A 23,430-nucleotide genomic window follows, 5' to 3' on the forward strand; every position below is an offset into this window, starting at 1 on the left:
CGGATTTATTTCGCGCTCAACGCCGCCATGGTGATATAGTTGTACGGCTGATTAAAATGCGGCAGGAAGAAGATATCCATCAGCTTTAATTTATCGATCGTGACGCGTTCTTCGATTGCCAGAGAGAACATGTGAATCCCCATATGCATATCGTATTCGGAGGCCATCTGCGCGCCGATAATTTCACGGTTATCCTTCCGGTAAACGATCCGCAGCCTGACAACCGGGTTCGCGCTCTGGATGAACGCCGGCTTCTGCGTGTCTTCGAATTCCGTGAATTCGACGGGGATCCCAAGGCGTTCGGCGCGTTCGACGGTCAGCCCGGTGGAGACCATTTTCAGGTCGTAGACGCAGATTCCGTTGGAGCCCTGAACGCCGATATGCTCGAGCGCAGTTCCGCAGGCGTTATGCGCGGCGATGATGCCGCTGCGGACGGCGTTGGTCGCGAGGGCGATGTACTCGTCGCGTCGCGAGGCGTTATCGAAAACGGAGGCGCAGTCGCCAATCGCGTAAACGTCGGGGATCGAGGTGCGCTGACGCCGATCGACCGCGTACGCGCCGCTGGCATGATATTTCAGCGCGGGATGGCGGAAGGGGGTATTCGGCCTGAACCCGACGCACTGGACGACCATGTCCGCCGGGATCATCCTTTTATCGGTTCGGACGCCGCTGACGTTTCCGTCTTTTCCTTCGTAGCCGAGGACCTTCTCCCCGAGCGCGAGGCGGATCCCATGCGCTTCAAGATTCTGGATCATGCGTTTCCGGAACGGCTCGTCGTAGTACTGGACGAGGACCGTCGGCGCGAGATCGACCAGCGCGACGTTCTTCCCGATCCGGCGAAAGGCTTCGGCGAGTTCGACGCCGATATACCCGGCGCCGACGACGGCGATCGTTTTGAAGGCGTCGTTATTCCCGAGTTTTTCGATGACCTCTTTGGCGTTCTGATAAAGCTTGACGTATTGGATATTTTTGAGGTCCGCGCCGGGGATCGGAAGCTCGATCGGTCTGGAGCCGGTCGCGAGGATGAGCTTATCGTACGTGTCCTGACGTTCGTTCGCGCCGGATCGGACGGTAATCGTTTTCCTGTCGAAATCGACGGCGGTCACCTCGGTCTCCATCCAGACTTTCGCGCCTTTGGCTTCGAAATCTTCTTTGCGGCTGTAAAAAAGGCCGTCGCCGCTGGGGATCTGCTTCCCGATCCAAAGCGCCATGCCGCAGCCTAAAAAACTGATGTTGTCGTTGCGGTCGTAGACGACGACTTCGTTCCCGGGATATTGGTCGAGAATCGTATTGATCGCGGCTGTTCCGGCGTGATTCGCGCCGACGACGATAATTTTGCTCATGCTTGCCTCCTGAAACGGATCGTGGAACTGTTCCTGATTTAAACCGGTTCAATTTTATCGTATTATTGGCGTTTTGTGGGGACGTTCGGATTATTTCGCGGGAGGGACTGCGAACCCGTCCGGCGGGCTGGCCCGCTTTTTTACGCCGTGAAGCTTCGATCTCCCCAGACCGAGTAGGAGCGGGCTGAAACGGGGAAGTCGGCTGCGCCGTTCTCGTCAAGCGTAATTTTATCGTCGCGGCGGCCGCTGTAGTCGGCGAAGACGCGGCCGGCGTACGTTGGGCCGAACTCGATACGCATGCGCATTTCGTCATCGCTCGTGCAGACGAGGGTCGCCAGTTTCCCCGGATTTTCATCGTCGCCATGCTGAATCCAGCCGATCAGGTTGGGATGATCAAAACGGTCTTCCTGGTCGCCGGAGAGGAATTGCCGCCGGATCCGGAGGAGGCGGTCAATTTCGGACTGGAACCCCGGACGGTCGGGATCGCCGTTGATCCCCCAGTAGTCGCCGGCGAAAACGCAGGGGTACCCGTCCTTCCGGAGCAGGATCAGCGCGTAAGCGAGCGGCTTGAACCATTCTCCGACCCAGGATTCGAGCGCCTGTCCGGGCTGGCTGTCATGATTATCGACGAACGTTACAGCTAAAGCCGGGTGTTCCCGGACGACGGTATTATCAAAAACGGTTCGCAGGTCGTATTCTGCGCCGTGCCAGGCGGCTTCGGCGAAATGGAAATGGAGCTTGACGTCGAAGATATCCATGTCGTAGTTCGTTTCGTAGAGGTAACGGTTGGTCTCCGAGCTGTCGGTTTTCCAGTACTCGCCGACAAAGTAAAACTGGTCCCCCTGCTGTTCCTTAACGTGTTCGACGAAATCGCGCATGAAGTCGGCGCTGATATGCTTAACCGCGTCCATCCGGAAGCCGTCGACGCCGGTTTCCGCGATAAACCAGTCGCTCCAGCGTTTCAGCTCGTCGCGGACGTCCGGGTGATCCGTGTTGACGTCCGCGAACATCAGGTAATCGAAGTTCCCGAGCTCGCTGGATACGTCCCGCGACCAATCTTTGTTGTCGCCGAGGATTTTGAAGATACCGCCTCGATTGGAGATCCGGTCGTAGTCGACGCCGCTGAAATGATTGAAGTTCCATTTAAACGCGGAGTAGCGGCCGCCGCGGCCGGGGAAGTCAAAGCGCGTCCAGCCTTCGATATCGAACGGGTCGGAAATGACTTCGGTTCGGTCGTCGCGATTGACCTCGACGACGCGGAAAAGTTCGACGCCGTCTGCACCGGCTTTATGATTCAGCACGACGTCGGCGTAAACTTCGAGCCCGCGCCGTTTCAATTCGCGGACGCAGTCGAGGTACTGCGCCTTGGTTCCGTATTTCGTCCGCGTTTCTTCCTTCTGATCGAACTCGCCAAGATCGTAAAGATCGTACGTCCCGTATCCGACGTCAAGCGACGAGGTCCCCTTAAACGCGGGGGGAAGCCAAAGCGCGGTGAATCCGGCGCCCGCGAACTGGGCTGCCTGATTTCGGATTCGGTCGTAGAACGTGCCGCCGCCTTCGGTATTCCATTCAAACGCTTGAAGCATGACGCCGTTTTTCATCAGGTTCAGATCCTTTCTGTTGTTTGCGGGACTGTTGATTCTCCGCCGTTTTTTTTCGTCAGGAATTCGAGATATTTTCCGCCGAACGCGTTTTTCAGCGCGCCGCTTTTGAGAATTCCTTCCCGCGTCTCCGAAAAAAAAGCGCGGTCATCGTCTAATACCCAGATCACGTCGGCGAACCGCATGACCAATTCCAGGTCGTGGCTGGAGAACAGGATCGCTTTTTTCTCGGAAACCGCGATCTCTTTTAATAATAACAGCGTTTCCATCCGATTCGGCCAATCTAAAAACGCCGTCGGTTCGTCGAGAAAGAGGATCGGGGTTTGCTGCGCCAACGCGCGGGCTATCAGGATTTTCTGTTTTTCGCCGTCGCTGAGATGAAGATAACGGCGGTCGGCGAGCGGAAGCGCCCCGATTTTTTTCAAAACATCGTACACGATTTCGCGGTCGGCGTCGGTCAGCCGCCCGAGCCAGTCCGTGTAGGGGAGGCGTCCCAGCTCGACGACCTGAACCGCTTTGAGGTTTCCGACATGGACGCCGCCGGAAAGGACGGCGCTGACGAGGCGGGCGCGTTTTTCGGGCGGGATCCGATAGAGATCTTCGCCGGCGGCGCTGACGGTTCCGGCGATGGGCTTCTGCAGCCCGGCGAGGGTTCGGATCAGGGTCGATTTTCCGACGCCGTTCCGTCCGATCAGGCAGCTCAGGCGGTCCGGCGAAAGCGTCAGCGTCAGCCCCTGGAGCAGCGCCCGGCGTTTCCGGCCATGGAACCCGACGCTGAGGTTCGAAGCGGATAAAATCACGTCGGTCATGATCAGAAATCCCGACTGAGACTGCGTTTATTCAGGATCACGGCCAGAATAACCGGACCGCCGACGAGCGCGGTGACGCTGTTGATGGGGAGGAGATACGTCCCGCCGAAGCTCTGCGAAATCATGTCGGCGATCAGCGCGACGCAGCTTCCGGCAAGGATACAGGCCGGCAGCAGAACTTTATGATCTGAGTCGGCGAAAACGCTGCGGCAGAAATGCGGAATGGCGATACCGATGAAGCCGATGATGCCGCAGTGCGCAGTGACGACGCCGGTCAGGACAGACGCGACCGCGATCGTCAGCCGACGGGCGCGGCGCGGGTCGATTCCGACGCTGCGGGCCTGCTGGTCCCCCAGTAAAAAGGCGTTCAGCGGTTTAATCGTCAGCGCTGAAAGCGCCAGACCGCCGAGGACGACAGGCGCGAAGATTCTGAGCTGGTTCCCCGTGACGCCCGAGAAGCTCCCGAAGGTCCAGGACAGATACGCCTGGATCGCGTCCGGCGTCGCGTATTGAACGAGGATCCGGACGAACGCATTGACGATCGAGCCGACGAAGACGCCGGAGATCAGGAGCGTCGCCGGATGGACGCTGCGCGCGAGGAGGATAACCGGAATAAAAACGAGAAGCGAACCGATCGCCGCGGCGAGGATCAGCCCGACGCTCCCGGTCAGGTCAAGGCTGCCGATCGATCGGAAACCGCCGCCGATTCCCGTCAGGATCACGAGCGCCGCGCCGAGATTCGCGCCCGACGAAATCCCGAGGATAAACGGGTCCGCGAGCGGGTTATGAAAAAGCGTTTGCATCTGCAGCCCGGCGACGGAAAGCGCCGCGCCGGAAAGCAGCGCGGTTATCGATTTCGGGAATCGATAATCACGGACGATAACGCTCCAGTTCCGCGGCAGGTTTTCCGCTCCGGTCAGCGCGCGGAAAACTTCGCGGATCGGGATCTGAACCGAGCCGACCGTCAGGTCCGCCGCCCAGCAGGCGAAGAACGCGAGGATCAGCGCGCCCCAGAGCCAGCGCGCCTGAGCGGGAGGGCGCTGGAACGGTTTTTCGTTATGGGAGTTCATGCGTGTCCAGGCGCCGGTAGTAGACAATATCGTGATCCGGGAGCGCCTCCGGATGGAGGATGCGGATGAGGTCGGCGAGGACGATGTCCGGATTGACGATCCCGGTCTCGCTGTAAAGATTCGCGCCGTTATCGGCGACGAGCCGATTGTTATTGTAAACGCGGTTATCGGCGAACGCCTTGATTCCGGCGTAGCGCGGATCGGCGTTCAATATGTCCTCGGCGGAGCGCCAGGAAAGCGACTGATCGAGCCAGAAATCGGCCTCCGCGCCTTTTTCGAGAGCCGTTTCAAAGCTGATCGGGAATCGTCCCGACGTTCCGTCGTCCGCCCAGAGATACGCGCCGCCGGCGTCGCGGATATAGGCTGCCTGAACGCTGTTCCCGCCGGGGACGTTCCATTTTCCGTTCTGATGGAACCCCATGATGACGCTCGGCTTTACTTCCAGTTTGGCGCTGATTTCGGTCAGCGCGAGATAGCGGCGTTCAATGTCGTCGAAGATCCGTTCCGCTTCGGCCTCCTGATCGAATAAAAGCGCCATGACTTTAATCCATTCGGCGCGTCCCAGCGGCGTTTCTTCCATGTAGTCCGAAAAGATCAGCGTCTTCATGCCGAGCGAGAGGAGCTGCTGATAGTCGTCTTTCGTCGATTTCCCCATCGCGAACGTCGTCACAACGTCGGGATTTACGCTGAGTAATTCTTCAAGATCGACGTCGGGTCCGTTCCCGACGGCGGCGATCGTCCCCGCCGCGATTCCCGACTGAACCGTTTCGGAGCTGACGTACTGCGGGTTGGCGATGGCCGTGAGGCGGTCGAGGGTTCCGAGCCGTCCTAAAAAGGCGAGATGCGTCGCCGCCAGCGAAGCGACCGACGAAACCGGCGTTTCGATCCGCTGCGCTTCGGGGTATCCTTCCGGGTCGGGCGTCCCGCGCTTGACGAAAAGATATTCGAAGGTCCGGTCCGCCCCGCGCCAGGGACGGGTCACGGTCAGCAGCCGGTAGGTATCGAAATTTTGAATCGTGAACGCGGTCGCGTATCTGACGGTGGGCGCTGTCGGCTGCGCCGCGGCGTATCTGACAGCGGCGATCAGCAGGAGCGCGGCGATGGTCAGGCTCAGGAGGAAGCTGAAAAAGCGGATTGGACGGTTCATGCAGCGACGGAAGCTCTCCTTTGGGCACATTTCAGAATAAAGGTTTCGGCTAACGACGGGTCCTGCTGAAAATGCAAATGCACGTAGGAGGCGAGGACGTTCGCGCTGCGCCAGCCTTCGGTGGAGACCGGTCCGTCCGGGTCGCCGACATGACGCTCGTAGGCGGGGGAAACCCCGGCCCGACTTTCGTCCGCGCCGTCCCATTCTGAATAATGGAATTCATGGCCGCGCAGGAGTCTTCCCTTTTCGGCGAGAAGCGTATCTCCGAGCGGGCGGACCGAACGGTACCCCATTTTCAATCCTGTTCCCATCCGGCAGCGTCCGTCGATCGTGCCGACGAACGGAAAGAACGTTCCTTCGTCTTCGAAGCCCTGCGACAGGTAAATCAGTCCGCCGCCCTCCGCGTAAACCGGCGTCCCATCCGCGCAGCGCGCGCGGAGTTCCGCCAGGAGAGCGGTATTCGCGCTCAGCCGGCGGGCGTAACGTTCGGGAAAGCCGCCGCCAAGGAGAATTCCGTCGGTTCCTTCGGGAAGGCGAGCGTCGCGAAGCGGGCTGAATTCGACAAGAACCGCCCCAGCGCGTTCGAGCGCATCCAGGTTATCGCGATAGTAGAAACAGAAGGCCTCGTCGCGGGCGACGGCGATCCGGACCGGCGGTTCCCGTCGATTTTGGTCGGTGTCTTTTGCGGGGACGAGCGTGGGCGGCGGGGAGAAATCCGGCGCCGCGTCAGCGATCGCGAAGATTTTTTCCAGATCGAGGTATTCGCGGAGCGCGGAGGCCGATTCGGCGACGAACGCTCGCGCTGCGTCCGGGTCTTCGACGACGGTCCGCAGCCCGAGCTTCCGTTCCGGAAGGTTCAGCGCGTCAAGCCTGGGGACGCAGCCGAGAACCGGGATTTTCGCGTAGGTATCGATAGCGCTCCTGAGCCAGGCGGCATGATTCGTCTTCCCGACGCGGTTGCAGACGACGCCCGCGATTCGCAGCCCGGGCTCGAACGTGTCGAGGCCTTTCAGGATCGCCGCGGCGGTCGACGACAGCTTCGCGCAGTCGAGGACGATCACGACGGGACAATCGAGCAGCCTGGCGATCGACGCCGGGCTGCCGCGCATCGGGTCGTCGGCGAATCCGTCGAAAAGTCCCATAACACCTTCGATTATGGAGAGAGACGCGGACGAGGAGGCTGACGCGAAGATCCGGCGGTTGGTTTCCGCCGGGAGGATCCAGCTGTCGAGGTTTCGCGACGGCCGGCCGGTCGCTGACGCGTGATACATCGGGTCAATAAAGTCGGGGCCAACCTTGAAACATTGTACCGGGAAGCGCTCCGAAAAAAGAGCGGCCAACGCGGACGTGATAACGCTTTTCCCGGAACCGCTTCCCGGCGCGGAAATCAGGATACGCGGAATTCTCATCTTTGGATCGTTTTCCCCAGATCGCAGCTTAAAACGTATACCGGATTGATCGGATCGAGACGGGTTCCGCCGCCGATCCCGCGCCCGTAAGCGAGACTGATTCCGGCGACGCAGGGATCGTATCCGGCTCCGCGGAGCGTTTCCAGCGCCAGCGTCAGGTTTTCAAGAATCGTGAAGTTTGCGGCAAGGCGTGCGTTCGGCGCGGCGCGGTTCAGGACGAAGCGCAGGATCGCCTCCAGTTTTCCGCCGCTCCCGCCGATAAAGACCGCGGTTGGGGCGGGGAGATCCGCGAGCGCTTCCGGCGCGGCGCCTTCGACGGCGCTGACGTTCAGCGCGCCGAAGCGGTCGACGTTCCGGCGCAGGAAGACCAGCGCTTCCGCGTTTTTTTCGATCGCGAAAACCCGTCCGCGCCAGGCGCGTTCGCCGATTTCAATCGAAAGCGCGCCGCTTCCCGCGCCGACGTCCCAGACGAGGTCGTCTTCAGCGATTTTCAGTCGATCCATCGTCATCAGGCGCACGTCCCGTTTGGTGATCATGCCGCGCGGATGCGCATAGGCGTCGTCCGGCCGTGGAACGCCGATGGAGGATGGGACGAACGGTTCGCGCTGAAGCAGCAGAAGGACGTTCAGCGGCGCGAAGCGCATTCCGCGAATTTCGGATAGACTTCCCGCCAGGATTCGTTCGTCCTTCGTCCCCAGATTTTCGCAGACGACCGCCCGGCAATCCGGGACTCCGGCGGAAAGGATTTTTTCCGCAATCCAGTTGGGCGGGAACCCTGGTTCGGTCAGCAGCCCGATCTTCGCATGACGGCGGATCAGTCCCAGCGCTTCGGGAAACGGGCGCGCATGCAGGCTTGTCAGCGCGGCGTCCTGCCAGGGGACGCCGGCTTTCGCGAAAGCGGACTGGAGCGCGGAAACGTTCGGAACGATCGTTATCTCCTCCGGGGCGAGGATTTCCGAAATCGTCGCGGCGATTCCGTAGAAACCGGGATCGCCGGACGCCAGGACAACGATCCGTCTGGAACCGCGGGAGCGCAGGCTTTCCAGCTGCGGCCGGAGGGGGGACCGGAATCGGACTTTCTTCGCCGGAATGTCGTCGAATTCGGATAGGAAACGTTCCGCGCCCCAGAGCTCGTCAGCGCTCTGGATCGCTTGAAGGGCCGAAGCGCTGAGCTCGCTCCTTCCGGACATTCCTGAGCCGACGACGACGATTTTTTCGGGGACCATCACGCCTCCCCTTCCTCTTTTTCGGCGGGCCGGAACGAACTGGCCAGGAGGTCGCCGGTCAGGTTAAACAGGTAAACGCCGATATCCGTTTGCCCGCGGCAGCGTTCCCAAACCGACTGCGCGGCCATCTCTGTCAGGATCGGTTCCAGCCGGACCCCGAGCGGCTTGAGAAGCTGCTGCGCCTGACGCGCGGTCCGGCAGGTCCGGATCGTTTCCGCGTCCCGGGGCTGTGCGCCCGCTTTGACCGCGACGCTGGCCAGAAAATCGAAATCGACTTCGCCTTCGTTGACATGCGTCTGGAAACGTCCCTGCGCCAACTTTGAAAGCTTCCCGATCATTCCGCCGATGTAAATTCCGCTGAATCCGAACCGCAGCGCGCGGTCGATCGGGAACCCGATCTCGTCGCCCACGTTGATCAGCTCCAGTTCGTTCGATTTCTGGAGGACGCTTTTCAGGTATTGGAGCGAACGCTTTCCGGTCGCGAACGCGACCGTCCGCGATCCGTTCTCTTTCGCGACCTTTAGCTCGTAATACAGGCTTGTCCGGAAAGCGGGGACCGAATAAGGATGGACCAGGCCGTCGGTCCCGAGGATCGAGATTCCGCCGACGATCCCCAGCTTCGGGTTCATCGTTTCCCGCGCGATTCGCTCGCCGTCCGGGACGCAGACGGTCACGCTGAGTCCGATCTCCGGGGCCAGTCCCAATCGCTCGGTTTCGGTCCGCAGCGCATGCAGGATCAGGCGGCGCGGGCCGGGATTAATCGCGGCTTCCCCGACGGCGACCGAAAGTCCGGGAAGCGTCACGGTCCCGACGCCGATCCCGCCCTGTATTTCGATCCGCCCTGTCTCCGACGGGCGGACGAGCGCCTGAATCTCGAGTCCGTTGGTGACGTCGGGATCGTCGCCCGCGTCCTTTATAACGCCGCAGCGGACGCCGTCCCCCTCCCATTCGCAGCGGACGATCGAAAAAGCGACCCCTCGCCGGGTCGGAAGATCGATCGCGACGTTCGCTACGGTTTTCCCGCCTGTCAACGCGCGGAGCGCGGCGACCGCGGCGGCGGCCGCGCATGCGCTGGTTGAAAATCCGGTTCTCATCTTTCCGACTCTTTTCGTTCGCTTTCGTCCCGCTTTTTATTCGCCAGCCGGAGGAGGGCGTTGAAGATCGCGACGGCGACGGTCGAACCGCCTTTCCGTCCGGATACGGTTATATAGTCCAGATCGGTCCCGCAGAGCGCTGCCTTGGACTCGGCCGCGTTGACGAAGCCGACCGGAACGCCGACGACGACCGCCGGACGGATTCCTTCTTCCCGATAAAGGCGAAGGACCTCGAAAAGCGCGGTCGGCGCGTTCCCGATCAGGACCGCCGCGCCGTCCATCTCTCTCCCCAGCAGGCGCATTGCCGTTTCCGAACGCGTTTTCCCGGTCCGGGCGGCGATCGCGGCGACGTTTTCATCACTGACGAGGCAGCGCGACCGGCAGCCGAACCGATCCATCAGCGGTTTCCCGATTCCGGCCTCGATCATCCTGACGTCCGAAAAAACCGGCCTGCCGGCGTGGATTGCGCGGATCGCGCTGTCGATCGCGCCGGGCGAAAAGCGGATCAGGTCCTGAAATTCGAAATCGGCGGTTGCGTGGACGACGCGCTGAACGATCGGGAGCTCGGTTTCGCTGAACGAATGCGGATGCATTTCGCCAAGCAGGATTCGGAAGCTTTCGCGTTCAATTTCTTCAGGTTTCAAGCGTTTCTGTCTCCATTGACTGCTTTTGAAGATTGTACCCCCGCGCGGTAATCATCCTGCCGCGCGCGAAACGGGTCGTGCGGTTCCCGATGATCACGACGCAGTCCATCCCCAGTTCCGCGCCGCGGAGCTCCGCCATCCGACAGCGGCGAACGCTTTGGCCGTCGCGATACGCGGCGCGGACGATCCCGACCGGCCGCTCGCCGCCGACGATTTTCTCGACCGCGGCGCAGGCCGTCTCGAAGAACGCGCGCCGTTTTGAGGAAGTCGGATTATACAGGCAGATTACAAAATCCGCCCGCGCCGCCGCTTCGAGCCGTTTCAGGATCGTCGCTTCCTCGACGAGATAATTGCTCAGGCTGATCGCCGCGAAATCGGACATCAACGGCGCGCCGAGCAGCGCCGCCGCCGCGGTCAGCGCGGTGATCCCGGGAATGACTTCAACGGGGATCCCGTCGCTGTCGCCGTCGAGCAAGTCAAAAATCAATCCGGTCATGCCGTAGACGCCCGCATCGCCCCCCGAGATGACGGCGACGGTATGGCCTTCCCGCGCGAACTGGATCGCTTTTTCGGCGCGCTCGACCTCCTGACGCATTCCGCTTCCAAAGCGCGGCGTATCTGGGAAAAGCGAATCGATCTGCTTCAGGTAGGTATGATAACCGACGATGATCGTGGCTTTTCCGAGCGCCGCGAGCGCCGCGGGGGCGCAGAGCTCCGGCGTGCCCGGTCCCGTCCCGATCAGGGTAATCGCCCCGCTCATGCGTCCTCCTCAGCCAGCGAGACGGCGACCGTCACGTTCGTGAATTTTCGTTTCCGGATCAGGAGTTTTTGGCTGGCCGCGGCGAGGAGCGCGGCCGGTTCGGCGACGGCCGGAACCCCGAGCGCTTTCCGCGCCGCGGGAGAGTGCGCGACGAAATCCGCGACGCTTTCGAGTTCCGCGCGCGAAAAGAAACGCAGCTCCCAACCGGTTTTCTTCGCCAGCGCGACAAGCCCGGGCTCGTCGCGTTTGTCTTCAACGCTCGCGAGGCAACGGATCGCGTTCAGCGAGAGACCGTCCCCAGCGAAAACGGTTTCGATCGCTTCAAGAATCTCGCTTTCGTCCGTCCCACGGTTGCAGCCGACGCCGACGGTCAACGCGGCGGGATAGAGGATCGCCGCGCCGTTCATCCTGTCCGGAAAATGACGTTCGAGGCCGCGCAACGTAAAGTAAACCGAGCTTTCCGCGATTTTCGCGGCTCCATGGCCCGGGAGCACGGCGATTTCCGCCCATGGGACCGTCGTCAGCGCTTTGGGAACCGGCAGCCTGTCGTCAACGAATAAGGTTACCGGACGTCCATTGATCAGCGCGCTCATTACGCCCGGGAGGTCGCTGCGCGGATGAAATTTCCAGCCGTGATTTTTCGCGATGACGTCGAGCGGAGGCAGCCCCGCGTTGTCGCCCGCGGTGGTAACGACGGCCTGACCGCCAGTCATTTCAGCGATCCGGAGGGCGAGCGCGTTTGCGCCGCCTTCGTGGCCGCTGAGAAGGCTGACGGCGAACGCGCCCTGCGGATCGAGGACGACGACTGCGGGGTCGGCGTGTTTACTGGACAGGACTGGCGCGAGCGAACGGACGACGATCCCGGCGGCCATGACGCAGATCAGGCTTTCAGCGCCGCGGAATTCGTTTTGGAGCGCTTCGCGGACGCCGTTACGGATCGGGAAGACGCGCTGACCGGCGGTTTCCGCGTCGGCGAAGGACCTGACATGCGCCTCGGGAATAAAGAGCCGCGCGTTATTGAGTTCATTCAGGAGTTTTTTCCCCAGGCGGATCGCGGGTTCGGTCAGCGCGAAAATTGAACATCCGGCGCGCGGGGCGCCCCCCGCCTGATAACCGCCGTAAAGGAACGACCGCGGGATGTCTCGGGACGCGTCGAGCGCGGGGCTGACGATTATCAGGCTTTGGCGATCGATCCGGGCGGCTTGAAGCTGCGCTTCGATCGTTTCGATCGTCCCGCGCAGGATCGCCTGATCCCGCCAGGAAGCGCGGTAAACAACCGCGATCGCGCTATCTTTCGGATAGCCGGCTTCGGTCAGCTCGCTGACGACCTTCGGGATTAACGAGGAGCTCAGGAAAATTGCGACGCTGCAGCGATGCTTCGCGAGCTCCCGCAGGTTTTCCTTCTCCGGGACGGGCGTTCGGCCGGACGCGCGCGTCAGGATCAGCGTCTGTGACCGTTCGGGCAGCGTATATTCGATCTCAAGCGCGGCGGCGGCGGCGAACGCCGAACTGACGCCGGGGATGATTTCGAACGGGACGTTCCGATCGCGGAGCCCGCGCATCTGCTCGTCGATCGCGCCGAAAACGGACGGGTCGCCAGTATGGAGCCTGGCGACGATTTTTCCCGCCTTTGCGGCTTCGCTCATGAGCTCAAGCTGGCGTTCGAGCGGGAGCCGCGACGTGTCGAAGCGCTCGGCGTCCGCTCGCGCGTCGGCGAATATTTCTTCAGGGACGAGCGATCCGGCGTAAAGAATCCGGTCGGCCGTGCGGACGATCCGCGCCCCTTTCAGCGTGATCAGCTCCGGGTCGCCGGGGCCGGCTCCGATAAAGAAGACTTTTCCGGAAGCGATGTCAGCCATTCGCTTTCGTGTCCCAGGCTGTTTTTGCGTGGCGGACGTAGATTTCGCGGATCGCGGCGAGCTCGCCCAACCCGGTCAGCCGGGTCCGGACTTCGAAGCCGTTCGCCGTCAGGATCGATTTCCAGCTGTCCGGATTATCGCTGGCCATGTCGTTATGCGCATGGTCGCCGGCAACGAGCATGAACGGCATCAGGACGACGCGCCGGACGCCGCCGGTTTTCATCTCTGGAACGATATCCTCGAGAACCGGCCTGCCTTCGACCGTCGCCAGATAAACGCGGCGGAGCCCGGCGCGCTCAAGCGTCTGCGTCATGCGCTCGTATGCCTGGTTGGCGGCGTGTCGGGAGCCATGGCCCATCAGGAGCAGCGCCTGATCTTTCTGGAGCGCCGCGGCGATGGGGCGGATCGCTTCAGCGACGGCGGGAAAATCGTCGTCGTCCGCTAAAAGCGGCTTCCCGACGACGAGACGTTCGAACGAATCTGCCCGGAGCGCGGCTTCGCGTTCAATTTTCGCATATTCGAATCCCGGGATCAGGTGAAGCGGTTGAACCAGGACCTCGCGGTACCCGTCTTTCGCGAGAGCGGCGAGGACCTCGGAAACGAATTCTCCGGAACGTTCGCCGTCGTTCCGCGCCGATGAAAGCTGATGCGACGTGATTGCGCGCTTGAGCGCGAAATCCGGGAACGCGTTCGCGAGGTCGGTTTCGGTCGCTTCGATCGCTTCGCGGCGCGCTTCCTGAAAACTGGTGCCGAAGCTGACGGCGAGGAGGGCTTTTTCTGATGATGGTGTGCTCATGCGTTTCTCCTAAAAGTCGATACCCTTTTGCGCTGGGATTTGCTGGAGACGGAACGGATGCCTGACTTCGCGCATCTCGGTGACCATATCGGCATATTCGACGAGCTCATCGGGCGCGTTCCGCCCGGTCAGGACGAGATGGAGCCGGTCGGGCTTGTTCGCCTTGAGCCAGGCGACGACCTCGCCGGTGTCGAGCCAGCCGAACGTCAGCGGATAGGTAAACTCGTCGAGGATAACGACGTCGGTCCCGCCTCCGGAAATCAGCGCTTTCGCCTTTTCCCAGGCAGCGAGCGTCGCCTGACGATCCTGCCCCCCTTTCTCGGGGTTAAAAACGAACCCGGTCCCGAGGCTCTCGAACGGGACCCCCAACCGCCGCGCCGCGTCGGCTTCTCCGTACGCGCGTTCGGGGCTCTTGATGAATTGGAGGACGGCGACGCGCAGGCCGTGCCCCCTGGCCCGGGTCATGACGCCCATCGCCGCCGAGGTTTTGCCTTTGCCGTTACCCGTGAAGACGACGACAAGACCTTTTTGCTTGCTGGTTTGTGACTCTCCCGTTTGATGCATTCTGATTATCCGTACCTTTCCGGCAGCTCGCTGCCTTGAAATACTTCTTCCGGCGTTCCGGCGCGAAGAACTTTTCCGTCTTCAAGCCAGTATACCTCTTCCGCCCATGAACGCGCCATGTCCCAGTCATGCGTCGCGAGCAGGACGGTATTCCCTCGCGCCGTCCAATCGCCCAGGATCTTCAGCACCTGCGCGCGCATCCATGGATCGAGGGCGTTCGTGATCTCGTCGGCGAAAAGGAACCTCGGGCGCATCGCGAGGATTCCGGCGAGGGCGGCCCGGGTTTTTTCGCCGCCGCTGAGCGCGTGCGTCGGGCGGTCAAGGAGTTCGGTCAGCCCGCAGAGCGCGGCGACTTCGGCGACACGCCGGCGCGCTTCTTCGGGCGTCAGCCCGATATTGAGCGGTCCGGCGCTGATATCCTGGAAGACGGACGCGCTGAAAAGCTGGTCTTCCGGGTTTTGCAGCACGATCCCGACGCGTTCGCGGAGAAAGCGGCTTTCGCGTTTGCCTTTGCCGACGACGCGGCCGTCGAAAATGATCCTGCCTTCGGCGGGAAAGAGGATCCCGTTCGCGATCTTCATCAGCGTGGATTTACCGCTGCCGTTGCGTCCGATCAGCGCGGCGCGTTTTCCGCTTCCGAGCCGGAGCGTCAGCGCGTCGAGCGCGTTCCGTTCTGTCCCGGGGTATTTATATACGACATTCTGGAAAATAAAATCCGTCATATGGTTATGTCCCGGTGGAATTCGCGGCTCCGGGGGCGTTTACTTCCCGCCAGAGCGAGCGGGGCGATTCATAGTCGCGGGGAAGGACGCGAAACGACCCGTTCCAGCAGCGCCCTTCCAGGGCGATCTGGAGCCGCTGGCTGCGTCGATAGGCGTCGATAAATAAACTGGCGGCGATATCGGCGCTGGACCGGAAGGCGTTTCGAAACGTCCGGAAGCCGAGCCGGGCCTCTTTGGCGACGATCATGCGGTCGAGACAGTCCAGGAGCGTGAAAATAAACCGGTAAATCAGCGTCAGGATATCGATCAGCGAGTCGGGAACCTTCATTCGCGTCATCAGGTCGATCAGGTCGACCATCGGGGTCGTCAGCGCCAGCAGGTTCATCGCGCTGACGCAGGCGAGCGAGCGCAGGAACAGGCCGCCCGCGGCGGCGAGCGATTCCTGCGTTGCCGAGAACCACAGCCCGAAAAAAAAGCGCGCGTTTGCGCTTTGGATCGTGGAGACGCTGACGGCGACCGTTCCGACGCTGAGGACGAGGAATCCGGCTTCCGTGAACAGGATTTTCAGGAACGGTCCGAGCGGGATCCCGGCGAGAAGAACCGTTATCAGCGCGACGGCCGTCAGGCAGGCGGCGCTGAACCCCGCCCGGTTGACGGTCAGGCAGCTGAGCAGCAAGAGCAGGCTGAACCCGGCTTTCCAGGCCGGATCCAGCTTGCGAATGCGATTGTTATACGCGAACCGGTCAATCAGGCGCATTTTTGGGACGCGGTATCAGCGATTTTTCGCTTTGCTTTGCGACTGGCCTTTTTTCAAACCAATATAGTAAGCGATAAACCCGGCGCCGAGCGCGGCCTGAAGCGCGAAGAGGAGACTTTCGATTTCGCCGGACGGCGGCTCGAAAAGCGGTTCCGCCCAAGGCTCGTAATCAGGGTTGATATCGCCGATCGCGCTTTCGGCGAGAACGTCCGCGCCTTCGAATTCAGCCCCTCTCGATAAGAAAAGCGGAACGACCGCCAACGCGACGACGAGCAGGATCAAAATCCAGGTTGAATTTTTCATGATTTACCTCCTTCGAATCCGAGCGCTTTCAGCTCGGCGGACGCGTTCTGTTTCAGCGCGTTGAAGATCAGGACGGTCAGGATTCCCTCGCTGATCGCTAACGGGATTTGGGTTATGGCGAAGATTCCGCCGAATTTTACGAAGGAAGCGGCGAATCCCCCGGCGGTATCCGGATGCGCCAGCGCGAGCTGGACGGAGGTCACGACGTACGTCAGCAGGTCGGCGGCAGCGGCGGCAAGGAAGATGACCCAGGATTGCGGAAGCTTATCCTTCAACGCCTTCCAGATTCCCCAGGCGATCAATGGTCCGGCGATCGCCATGCTGAACGCGTTCGCGCCAAGCGTTGTTAATCCACCGTGCGCTAAGAGGATCGCCTGAAAAAGGAGGACGACCGTTCCGACAACCGCCATCGGGAACGGCCCGAAGAGCATCGCGCCGAAGCCGGTTCCGGTCGGATGGCTGCAGGAGCCGGTCACCGACGGAATTTTCAGCGCGCTCAGGACGAACGTGTACGCGCCGGAGAATCCGAGAAGGAGCCGGCTTTCGGGTTTTTCCGCGACGATTTTTCGAATCTGGATCATCCCGACGACCCAAAATGGGATCGAGACCGCGAACCAGAAAATCGCCCAACCGATCGGCAGGAAGCCTTCCATGATATGCATGGCTCGGACGGGACGGATCCCGAAGCCCAGGATCAGGGCTAAGAACAGGTACAGAACGGATTTGGATTTGAGATGATTCTTGAAAACATTCATAACAACCTCCTATCGGTTAATGTCTCGAGACAGGAGGCGGAACCGATCCCTGATGATATGGAAACAGACAGCGTCAGAGACTGCGACAGCGATTGGGGTTCAGGCCGGTCTCCTTGCTCGAGAAGACGACGATAAAACGCTGCAAGGCAGGTTTCCTGGCTTCGAACCGGCTCCGATTCGTTACAGTTGCGGCACAGCGCCGGTCTTTCACCGGCTTCCACCTTTTAAGCCCTGACATCCGGGCATCGGGTCACCTTGCTATAATGTTCTGGTCCTGATTATAGCTTAGTTTCAGCGGTTTGGGGAGGTTCGGGAAAAGCGAAAAGCTTATTCCCGCGGGTCGTTTCGCGATTTTTGAAGCTCGGTCAGGATCGACTGAATCGGGAGGTTCGTGTCGCGCGCGATCCGTTCGAGCTCGTCGGATTCCGGCCGTTCGGAGAAAAGCCGCCCGTCGAGGAATTTCCGTTTGTACCGGACGCTGCCGAAGACGGTTTCACGGACGATTTCGTCGCGTTCGGCGGTATAGCGCGCGCAGTCTTTAACGCGGACGCCGAGCGTCGACGTTTCCCGGAGGATCAGCTCGGCGAATCTGGCTTCGTCTTCTTTCCGCGCCAGGACGGTAAAGAGAACGGCGGGCCGGTTTTTTTTCATCTGAATCGGCGTGAACCAGGCGTCGAGCGCTCCGGCGTCGAGCGCGCGCGTCAGCGCCAGCGCCAGCGTTTCGGCGCTCTGATCGTCAATATTGGCGCAGAGCTCGACGCAGGCGCCGTCTTCCTTATATATATGATCGGGCTGATTTGGGGCGGACGTCCCGGAAGTTTTCATGTCGTCTCCTTTGGATCGGCGGGCCGGATCGGATCGCGGTTCGATGACCTGATTTTATCATTGCCCGATCGCCGTGATCCGGACTTTTTCGTTTGGCTTACGCGGGCGGCGATCTGATATAATCGGTTTATATCGAAAGCTTCCAACGGAAGGAGGTCCGCGGGGATGCGACGGGGATTCAGGCTGAAACTGATTGGGCTGATGATCGCGGCGGGGGCGCTTGCCGCCGTTTTCGTGCGTTCTGTCTCCGCGGATCATCTTCGCAACGTCCGCCTGAATCGGATTCTTTACGTCGGCGTCGCCTCGGATTTTCCTCCTTTCGCGTCCGTTTCTCCTGAAGGCGCGATCGAGGGGATCGATATCGATCTGGTGGGGCGGATCGCCGCGGATATTGGCGTGGGGGGCGAGGTTGTCGATATCGCGTTCGCAGGGCTCGTCGACTCGCTTCTCGCCGGGCAGGTTGACCTGATCGCCGGAGCGCTTCCGGTCGAGGACGGATTGAGCTCCGTTTTGGATTACACGAACGTTTATTATCAGGGAAAATTCGGATTGCTGGGTCTCCCGGGCGGACTCGACGCGTCGGCGTTTACGGCGGACGATTTGGGATGGATCCGTCTCGGGGTTCAGCGCGGAACGGTTCAGGCGCAGTTCGCGCGGTCGTACTGGGTCGGGTCCGGACGGATTCCCCCGGCGCAGCTTCAGGTTTTTGATTCGCGCGATGAAGCGGTCGAAGCGCTGAACTGGGGCGAGATCGATTATTTCCTGACGACGGAGGAGGTTTATAAACGGCGCTACGAGCTCAGCGGCGCGTATACCTGGATCACGGGCGATTTCGCGACCGTTCGCTTCGCGTTCGCCGCGCCGGAAGGATCGACGCTGGTCCCTGAGATCAATCGAATTCTAAGCGTCCTGAGCGCCGACGGCACGGCGCAGCAGTTCGCCAACGCGCGCATGAGCGAGGCATGGCCGGAAACGGCCGTAGATTTTTCGCGCGGGTCGCCGCTTTCGGACGTACGGGCTGGCCGAAGCTGTACCTTCGCGGCGCGCTTTTCAGGCGACGAGACGCTCCCCGACGGCGAAACCGTCGAAAGCGGCGCGGCGCTGGAAAAGCGTTGGCGGGTGATGAATATCGGGAGCTGCGCCTGGGAGAGCGGGACCGCGCTCGTTCCGATTACCGACGCGGAGACGTTCCCGGTCGTGCCGTTCGCTGGTGTTCGTCCGGGCGAGGTCGTTACGATCGCGCTTCCGTTTACCGCCCCGACGGCGCATGGGCAATACCTGGCGCGGTTTCGCCTGAGCGCGCCGGACGGGTCTGATTTTGGCCAGATACTGCGGCTGCGGCTGACGGTGCGCTGAGGTCGGCGTTTCAGTGCCGCGGAATTCGATGGTCCCGGCGTATGGGCGCGGTTTTTTCAATGCAATTCGACTGCGAATTCGAAAGACGAAAATCAGGAAATACAGTAAAATATAAAGGTAACAGCACCGAAGAAATAGTTGTTGATTTTATATATTTAAGGAGAGACAATGGAACAGTTGCATGAAGTCGTTGCGTCCGGCAAAGGTGGTTTTGAAAGCTTGATCGAGAAAATTCCCGGAATTAAGGGGTACAAAGCAAAAGAGGATCGCCGTTCGACGGATAAGCTCGTGCGCGAAACGGTTGCGGCCCGGCTGGAAGAGGAATGGGCTCGGATCTCGGCGCTCCAGCGTCAGCTTCTTAAAGCCGGCGCGCTCGGACCGATGGGCGATCTCGAATCTCCTGCGCTGAAAATCCGCCAGTTTATCGACCGGATCCGGACAGCCGCTTACGGTTACGCCGGGCTGATGGACGCGGTTAAGGTTGACGAAGCGGCGCTGAATCAGCTGTACGATTATGATTTATACTTGTTCAGCCTGGTCGACGAAGTCAGGAAACGTCTGGATACGATCGAGGCCGGGATCGGCGGACCCGAAACGGAGCTGAATCGGGCGATTCAGGAGCTGACGAAGGTTGCCGCCGAAATGGTAACTGCGTTCAACCGCCGTTCGGAAGTCGTTCAGGGAACGGTCAATTCATAATCATCAATAGATCTCTTCCGTCCGCGCGCCGCGGCGGGATCAGGGCAGAAAGGCAGAGAAATGGCACGGATTTTTGATGTAGTTGAGTACGCGAACGAGATGCAGAACGTATTAGCGTACCATTTCCCGGAAAACGGGGTCGCCGATTTACGTTTTGGGTCGCAGGTTATCGTTCGCGAGTCGCAGAAAGCGGTTTTCTTCCGAGACGGGAAGGCGTTGGACGTACTCGGTCCAGGGCGGCATACGATTTCAGCGATGAATTTTCCGCTCCTGACGGGGCTTCTCGGAACGGCGTTTAACGGACGCACTCCGTTTACCGCCGAGGTTTTCTACGTTTCGATGCGCGAGTTCGCGGATGTAAAATGGGGCACGTCGCAGCCGATTATCGTCCGTAACGCAGGCGTCGGACTCGGCGTCAGCCTTCTTCAGGGGTTTGGTACGTACAGCTTCCAGGTTGCCGATCCGCAGCAGTTTATTACCCAGATCGTCGGTTCGCGGTCCGCGTATACGCTGGACGCGATCGAAGGGCGGCTGCGGACGATGCTGCTGTCGAAGATTCAGGACGTCTTAGGGACGCTCACGCAGACCAAAAATATTTTTGAATTGATCGGTCTCGTTGAGGAAATCGGGACGGCGGTCCGCGTCAGCGCGCAGGACGATTTCGCCGCGATCGGGTTGACGCTTAAATCGTTTTATATCGGCAGCCTCAAACCTTCCGAAAAATCAGCGGAAGAGCTGCGCGCGATGGGAATGCTCGACATGAGCGTGTATACGCAGCTCCAGGCGGCGGACGCGCTTCGCGAGGCGGCGAATAATCCGAGCGGCGGCGCGGGATTAACCGCGGGCCTGGGCGCGGGGATGGGTCTGGGAAACCTGATGACGCAGACGTTCGCTCAGCCGCAGGCCGTTCAGCCGGCGCCCGCTCCGGCGGCTCCGGCGGCGTCGGCCGCTCCCTCCGCGCCGGGGATTAAAGCGGTCATGACGCCGGGAGAAGTCGCGCAGTTGTTGCAGGTCTCCGAAGAGGATATTATCGCTTCGATTAACGCCGGTGAGCTGAAAGCGCGGAAGATCGGGAGCGCATACCGGATCAGCGGCGATGCGGTCACTGAGTTTTTGAACGGATAAGCGAAGAGGACTGGTTCCGGGACGACGGCGGACGTTTGGACGCGGAAGCGCCGTGTTCGCGCGCGTTCGCCGCTTCTTTTGAACTATAAGCTTTAAGCGATCGGATATGGGGGAAAGGTCGGGGCTGCGTTGAAGTTACTCGAATATCAGGTTAAAAATCTTTTCCGAACGTACGGGATTCCCGTTCCGGTTGGAAAAGCGGCCTCGTCGGCGCGCGAGGTAAAGAATATCGCGGAGGAAATCGGAAAATCGGTTGTCGTCAAGGCGCAGATCCCCGTTTCGCAGCGCGGAGAGAAGGGCGGGATCCGCGTCGCCCGGACGCCGGTCGAGGCGGAAACGATCGCTTCGGAAATGATGACCGCGCGGATCGGGGGTTTCGTCGTCAATAAGGTTCAGGTCGATGAAGCGTTATCGATTCAGGATGAGTTTTCGGTCGTCCTGACGTTTGACCGGGCGACGCGGTTCCCGACGCTGCTGCTGTATACCGGGACGTCGATCAGTATCGAGAACGCCGCCAACGCGGTTTTCGAATCGATGAGTAAAATTTCGATCGATCCGCTGATCGGGCTGCAGCGCTACCAGATTCGCGCTCTGGCGCGTCAGGCGGGGTTCCCCGACGCGCATCTCGCCGTTTTTATCAAGGTCTGTTTGCAGATGTGGTCGCTGTTTACCGATCTGGACGCGCGGTACGTCGCGTTCAGTCCGCTCGTTATCACCGAGACGCAGCGTGTCGTCGCGCTTGACGGAAAAATTGCGTTGGATCAGAACGCGGGCTTCCGCCAGACGTTCATCTTTGATCATTCGGACATGATCCGGCGGAGCGACCGGGAGCTCGAAGCGTATAAGCTTGGGTTTACTTATCTGGATTGCGACGGGAAAAACGCGATCGCCTGCATGGCGAACGGGGCGGGGCTGGCGCTGTCGACGATGGACATGATCGCGGCGGCGGGCGGAACCGTCGGCGACGTCGTCGACCTTGGCGCGCGTTCCGTCACGGATCATTCCGATCGGGCGCTCTGGATCCTTCTTCGCAATCCGAGCGTGACCGCGATTGTCGTCAATTTTTACGGGGGAATGGCTTCCTGCGACGATGTCGCCCGGCGGTTGCTCTCGGTTTGGGAAGAGGCGGACCGGCGCGTTCCGATTTTCGTCAATTTCGACGGCCGCGGGCGGATGGACGCGAATGGACTGCTTCAGGATTCTGGGATGATCGTCTGCTCCTCGATTGAAGACGCGGTCAGCTCGGCGGTCGCGCTGACGAAAGAGGAGGCGAAATGAACCCTGGAAACAGGAATGGATTCGGGCGGGTTGCGGCTGCTGCCAAAAAGGGGGGCGATGAGTATCCTGATCAATCGTGAGACGAGTATCATCGTTCAAGGTATTACCGGGCGCGCGGGCGAGTATTATTCGCGTCTGATGTATCGGTTCGGGATGAATATTGTCGCGGGCGTATCGCCGAACGTCGGCGGCTCCTGGGTCTTAGACGGAAAGGTCCCGGTTTTCGATTCGGTCGCGAACGCGGTCGAGATTTTCCCGAACGTGAAAGCGGCGATCCTGTTCGTACCCGCGCCGCAGGCGTTGGACGCGCTTTACGAAGCGGCCGATGCCGGTTGTTTTTCCGTTGTTGTCTGCGTTACGAAGGGAATCCCGCTTCATGACGTTTCGAAGGCCTGCCGCTATATGGATTCGAAAGGGATCCGGTTTATCGGCCCGAATAGTCCGGGGATTTATAATCCGGGAAACGCGCTGTTGGGCGTTTTCCCTGCGGATTGCGCGGTTCCCGGAAACGTCGGCGTGATTACGCGGTCGGGGACGTTGGGTTTCGCGGTTCTCGAAACGCTGAAGGCGGCGGGGATCGGCGTCAGTACCTGTATCGGGATCGGCGGCGATACGCTTCAGGGGACGACGATCGTCGACGCGCTGGCGCTGATGGACGAAGACGTGTATACGAAGAAGATTGTCCTGATCGGCGGGGTCGGCGGGCTTGAGGAGGAGCGTGCGGCGTCTTACGCGATGTTCTCGATGGCGACGCCGGTCGTCGGCGTTCTCGCCGGACGGAATTTCCCGAAGAACCGCTCGTTCGGAACTTCGGGCGCGTTTATCGACGGCGATATCGGTTCGGTTGATAAGAAAGAATTAACGTTTCAGCAGTTAGGTCTGCGCTGCGTTTCGAAGCTTCGCGATTTGCCCCGCGTTCTCGAAACGTATTCATGACCAGCGGCTTTTTTGCTGTTTGAAAACGAAAGAACGGTATCGGCGCGAGCTTCAGCGCCGGTACCGTTCTATTTCTGCGCTTTCCGGATTACATTTTGGACAGGATGTCGATTACGTCCTGGACCGATTTGATTTCTCTTGCCTGATCGTCGGTAATCGTGGCGTTGAAGGCTTCGGAAAAGCCGTCGATCAGGAAGAACTGATCCATGGAATCCGCTTTCAGGTCTTTAATGAATTCGGTTTCCGGCGTGATATTCGCTCCGTCGATTTTCAGGACGTCGACGACAACTTTTTTTACCTCTTCGAAAGACACATTCATATTTTTTCTCCTAAAATTTCCAGCTGGTTCTTT

Annotated in this window: 24 protein-coding genes and 1 other annotated feature; of the genes, 5 read left to right on the plus strand and 19 right to left on the minus strand. The window is 60.4% G+C overall.

All coding sequences use genetic code 11. From position 1 onward, the window contains the following. Positions 1-5 precede the first annotated feature (5 nt). From BEQ56_04660 to BEQ56_04745, 18 genes are all read right to left on the minus strand, one after another. Complete coding sequence (locus BEQ56_04660) at positions 6-1,343, minus strand: NADH oxidase (GenBank protein AOH42827.1); 1,338 nt, start codon at positions 1,341-1,343, stop codon at positions 6-8. 140 nt (positions 1,344-1,483) lie between these two features. Next, positions 1,484-2,944, minus strand: coding sequence for an alpha-amylase (locus tag BEQ56_04665; GenBank protein ID AOH42828.1), 1,461 nt, complete (start codon positions 2,942-2,944; stop codon positions 1,484-1,486). Positions 2,945-2,949: 5 nt separating this feature from the next. Then, positions 2,950-3,753, minus strand: coding sequence for a hypothetical protein (locus tag BEQ56_04670; GenBank protein ID AOH42829.1), 804 nt, complete (start codon positions 3,751-3,753; stop codon positions 2,950-2,952). Positions 3,754-3,755: 2 nt separating this feature from the next. Further along, a complete protein-coding gene (locus BEQ56_04675; protein ID AOH42830.1) occupies positions 3,756-4,823 on the minus strand; it encodes a hypothetical protein in 1,068 nt (355 codons plus the stop codon). After that, a complete protein-coding gene (locus BEQ56_04680) occupies positions 4,810-5,970 on the minus strand; it encodes a hypothetical protein (protein AOH42831.1) in 1,161 nt (386 codons plus the stop codon). Before BEQ56_04680 ends, BEQ56_04675 begins: the two co-directional genes overlap by 14 nt. Continuing rightward, on the minus strand, positions 5,967-7,379 hold the full coding sequence (locus BEQ56_04685; GenBank protein AOH42832.1) for a hypothetical protein: 1,413 nt from the start codon (positions 7,377-7,379) through the stop codon (positions 5,967-5,969). Before BEQ56_04685 ends, BEQ56_04680 begins: the two co-directional genes overlap by 4 nt. Then, on the minus strand, positions 7,376-8,605 hold the full coding sequence (locus BEQ56_04690) for a hypothetical protein (protein ID AOH42833.1): 1,230 nt from the start codon (positions 8,603-8,605) through the stop codon (positions 7,376-7,378). The genes BEQ56_04685 and BEQ56_04690 overlap by 4 nt, the downstream gene beginning before the upstream one ends. Continuing rightward, the gene (locus BEQ56_04695) at positions 8,605-9,699 is read right to left on the minus strand and encodes a cobalamin biosynthesis protein CbiD (GenBank protein AOH42834.1); all 1,095 of its coding nucleotides are present in this window, start codon (positions 9,697-9,699) and stop codon (positions 8,605-8,607) included. The genes BEQ56_04690 and BEQ56_04695 overlap by 1 nt, the downstream gene beginning before the upstream one ends. Further along, on the minus strand, positions 9,696-10,376 hold the full coding sequence (locus tag BEQ56_04700; GenBank protein AOH42835.1) for a hypothetical protein: 681 nt from the start codon (positions 10,374-10,376) through the stop codon (positions 9,696-9,698). The genes BEQ56_04695 and BEQ56_04700 overlap by 4 nt, the downstream gene beginning before the upstream one ends. Then, positions 10,333-11,103: a precorrin-3B C(17)-methyltransferase gene (locus BEQ56_04705; protein ID AOH42836.1), complete on the minus strand. Its 771-nt coding sequence runs from the start codon at positions 11,101-11,103 to the stop codon at positions 10,333-10,335. The genes BEQ56_04700 and BEQ56_04705 overlap by 44 nt, the downstream gene beginning before the upstream one ends. Further along, entirely contained in the window at positions 11,100-12,962 is a 1,863-nt protein-coding gene (locus tag BEQ56_04710) for a precorrin-4 C(11)-methyltransferase (protein ID AOH42837.1), read from the minus strand. The genes BEQ56_04705 and BEQ56_04710 overlap by 4 nt, the downstream gene beginning before the upstream one ends. Further along, positions 12,955-13,758, minus strand: a complete 804-nt coding sequence (locus BEQ56_04715; GenBank protein ID AOH42838.1) for a hypothetical protein — start codon at positions 13,756-13,758, stop codon at positions 12,955-12,957. Before BEQ56_04715 ends, BEQ56_04710 begins: the two co-directional genes overlap by 8 nt. Positions 13,759-13,767: 9 nt before the next feature. Continuing rightward, on the minus strand, positions 13,768-14,322 hold the full coding sequence (locus BEQ56_04720; GenBank protein AOH42839.1) for a cob(I)yrinic acid a,c-diamide adenosyltransferase: 555 nt from the start codon (positions 14,320-14,322) through the stop codon (positions 13,768-13,770). Positions 14,323-14,327: 5 nt separating this feature from the next. After that, positions 14,328-15,044, minus strand: coding sequence for a hypothetical protein (locus BEQ56_04725; GenBank protein AOH42840.1), 717 nt, complete (start codon positions 15,042-15,044; stop codon positions 14,328-14,330). A gap of 4 nt (positions 15,045-15,048) precedes the next feature. Continuing rightward, a complete protein-coding gene (locus BEQ56_04730) occupies positions 15,049-15,801 on the minus strand; it encodes a cobalt ECF transporter T component CbiQ (GenBank protein AOH42841.1) in 753 nt (250 codons plus the stop codon). Between the two features lie 15 nt (positions 15,802-15,816). Then, positions 15,817-16,086: a cobalt ABC transporter substrate-binding protein CbiN gene (locus tag BEQ56_04735; protein ID AOH44410.1), complete on the minus strand. Its 270-nt coding sequence runs from the start codon at positions 16,084-16,086 to the stop codon at positions 15,817-15,819. Between the two features lie 14 nt (positions 16,087-16,100). Further along, the gene (locus tag BEQ56_04740; GenBank protein AOH42842.1) at positions 16,101-16,859 is read right to left on the minus strand and encodes a cobalamin biosynthesis protein CbiM; all 759 of its coding nucleotides are present in this window, start codon (positions 16,857-16,859) and stop codon (positions 16,101-16,103) included. Between the two features lie 127 nt (positions 16,860-16,986). Further along, positions 16,987-17,132: a binding site (cobalamin riboswitch), on the minus strand. A gap of 54 nt (positions 17,133-17,186) precedes the next feature. After that, a complete protein-coding gene (locus BEQ56_04745; GenBank protein ID AOH42843.1) occupies positions 17,187-17,684 on the minus strand; it encodes a hypothetical protein in 498 nt (165 codons plus the stop codon). A gap of 165 nt (positions 17,685-17,849) precedes the next feature. Here BEQ56_04745 and BEQ56_04750 point away from each other — a divergent pair, with 165 nt between their 5' ends. From BEQ56_04750 to BEQ56_04770, 5 genes are all read left to right on the plus strand, one after another. After that, complete coding sequence (locus BEQ56_04750) at positions 17,850-19,040, plus strand: hypothetical protein (protein ID AOH42844.1); 1,191 nt, start codon at positions 17,850-17,852, stop codon at positions 19,038-19,040. A 168-nt stretch (positions 19,041-19,208) separates the two neighbouring features. Continuing rightward, the gene (locus BEQ56_04755) at positions 19,209-19,739 is read left to right on the plus strand and encodes a hypothetical protein (GenBank protein ID AOH42845.1); all 531 of its coding nucleotides are present in this window, start codon (positions 19,209-19,211) and stop codon (positions 19,737-19,739) included. A gap of 60 nt (positions 19,740-19,799) precedes the next feature. Beyond that, entirely contained in the window at positions 19,800-20,864 is a 1,065-nt protein-coding gene (locus BEQ56_04760; protein AOH42846.1) for a hypothetical protein, read from the plus strand. A gap of 129 nt (positions 20,865-20,993) precedes the next feature. Further along, positions 20,994-22,142 (plus strand): hypothetical protein, encoded by a 1,149-nt coding sequence (locus tag BEQ56_04765; protein ID AOH42847.1) that lies wholly within the window; start codon positions 20,994-20,996, stop codon positions 22,140-22,142. Between the two features lie 57 nt (positions 22,143-22,199). Beyond that, entirely contained in the window at positions 22,200-23,078 is an 879-nt protein-coding gene (locus BEQ56_04770) for a hypothetical protein (GenBank protein AOH44411.1), read from the plus strand. Positions 23,079-23,166: 88 nt separating this feature from the next. On the opposite strand, the gene BEQ56_04775 is transcribed toward BEQ56_04770, so the two are convergent. Beyond that, positions 23,167-23,397, minus strand: a complete 231-nt coding sequence (locus tag BEQ56_04775; GenBank protein AOH42848.1) for a hypothetical protein — start codon at positions 23,395-23,397, stop codon at positions 23,167-23,169. Between the last annotated feature and the right edge of the window lie 33 nt (positions 23,398-23,430).

The organism is Anaerolineaceae bacterium oral taxon 439 (assembly GCA_001717545.1).
Lineage (GTDB): Bacteria > Chloroflexota > Anaerolineae > Anaerolineales > Anaerolineaceae > Flexilinea.